Origin of the sequence: Paraliomyxa miuraensis (assembly GCF_026337845.1) — a bacterium.
Classification (GTDB): domain Bacteria; phylum Myxococcota_A; class Polyangia; order Nannocystales; family Nannocystaceae; genus Paraliomyxa; species Paraliomyxa miuraensis.
The window spans coordinates 1-2,010 of record NZ_JAOVZF010000098.1; the positions used below are offsets into that span (position 1 = coordinate 1).

The following is a 2,010-nucleotide window of genomic DNA, read 5'->3' on the forward strand; positions in this document are numbered from 1 at the left end:
GGTCGGGTAGACCGGTCCCGGGATGACTCCCGGGACCGGCCCCCCACAGATCCGGACGTGCGGATTTCCCGCATCCGGCTCCTCACGGTGAAGGTTCGCAATGCTCAGCGTGACGCTTTGGTGATCCGAGGTCGTGGCAGTGGATGCCTCGCCTCGATCTCCATGAACCGCTTCCAGGAGAGCTTCCCTCGCTGGGAGCGGGTGCTCAGCCACTTGCGCCATCGCTGCCGGACTCGAAAGTGGAATTCCCCGAGCGCGTCTGCGTTCCCTCTCAGGCCGTAGTACGCGTAGTGACCTCGAAGTTTGCGACCCAGTTCCGCTGACTGGACCGCGACAGGTTGGTGCCGGTTTAGTCGGCACCACCTGTCGACTGCGATGATGGACCGGCTGAGTCTGGTCCGCATCGTCTTCCTCCGGACTATCCATCGCCCTCGCCGAGACTTTCCCCAGAAGTGAGTGAAGCCCAGGAAGTCGAAGGTCTCGGGTCTTCCATCCCTCCCCACGGCATGACGCCGGGGTCGAGTGAAATCCACCATTCGGGTCTTATCGGGGTGAAGGCGTAGGCCGAACCGTGCAAATCGCTTTGCCAGGACGGCCTGGACTCGCCGGGCATCCTCTTCGTGCTCGAACAAGATGACGAAGTCATCCGCGAAGCGGACCAGAAAGCCCCTGCCTCGCAACCGTGGCTGAGCCTCCTGAACCCACCAAGCATCAAGCACGTCGTGGAGATAGATGTTCGCGAGCATTGGCGAGATGACCCCGCCCTGCGGCGTGCCCCGATCGGGACGTACGACGACGCCACCATCCAGGACACCTGCCCGCAACCACTTACCCACAAGCCGTTCCACCACCCCATCGCCTACCCTACGACGAAGCAACGCGCGGCAAGCCCCATGGTCGATGGTGTCGAAGAAGCTCGAAACATCGACATCGAGCACCCACCCGCCCCCGAACCGCATTGCTGCCGTACGCAGGGCAGCCAACGCATCGTGTGCTGACCTACCAGGACGGAAGCCATACGAGAAGTCGTAGAACTCCTGCTCGTAGATCGGCTCGAGAAGCATCACCACTGCTCGTTGGAGGACCTTGTCCTCGTGCGTCGGGATCCCTATCGGGCGCGTTGCCCCTTCCCCCTTGGGGATCAGGACACGCCGAACCGGAGGAGCCCGGTACCGCCCCGACTTCGCACGGTCCAGCAACGAGACGAGCTTCTCCTCGATTTCCCGTTCGTAGTCCCGTGCAATCACCCCATCGATGCCTGGTGCAGCTCCTGGTCGCGTTCGCCGATGAGCCTCACGCAGCCAAGCCAGGTCGATGTGGTGAGCCAGAGGTGTTAGCGGTTGGTCCCGCTTGCGCCTCGCCACTTCAGCTATCCATCTTTGTTTCGTTGAGATGGTCGCGGAGTTCCTTGTCTCCGTCATCTTTCCCTCCGATGGTTCTTCACCGTGGTGCCCCCTTCCCTCCACGGGGTCCATTGGGTCGAGTTCCCCCGCTTCTCCGGTACTATGGAGCACTCCGACTTCCTTCCGCCCCAGGGCCGTCTTCGGTCTTCCCTCGACGACCCCGTTTGTTCGCTGCGCCGCTTGTTCGCTCTCCGGATGGACCGACGCGTCGACCCGGAGCCTGGACTTGTTCAACCGGAGCCCACCGGTACTTCTACGAGGGCGGGAGGACCTCCCATGTTCCTGGGTGACCCCACTGCTCACGTGCCTTGGTCTACGACCCCGGCGGTCCCTCAGCACCGGCCAGCTCTTGGTGCCTCGGCGTGGCCTTCCGCATTCTGAAAGGCGTCGGCAACCGCGATCATCAGAGTTTCGGGGCTCAATACAAGGCCCGCTCGCTCCCTGTGTACGCTTCACGCCGCCGGTTGCCCGACGCCGCGCAACACTCGGTTCCGGTGGGCTGGCCAACCCCTCCCGGGTGGACGTCGAGGTCCACAGGGTCACGAAAGAAGGTTTCGTGCTGCTACATGGCAATCCTCCTTCTCCAAGCTTCATGGCGCACTCAGAA

1 protein-coding gene is annotated in these 2,010 nt (G+C 62.9%); it reads right to left on the reverse strand.

Annotation, left to right across the window (positions count from 1 at the left end; all coding sequences use genetic code 11):
- Positions 1-104: 104 nt before the first annotated feature.
- Positions 105-1,997: a group II intron reverse transcriptase/maturase gene (gene ltrA / locus OEB96_RS00450; protein ID WP_323137308.1), complete on the reverse strand. Its 1,893-nt coding sequence runs from the start codon at positions 1,995-1,997 to the stop codon at positions 105-107.
- Positions 1,998-2,010 lie beyond the last annotated feature (13 nt).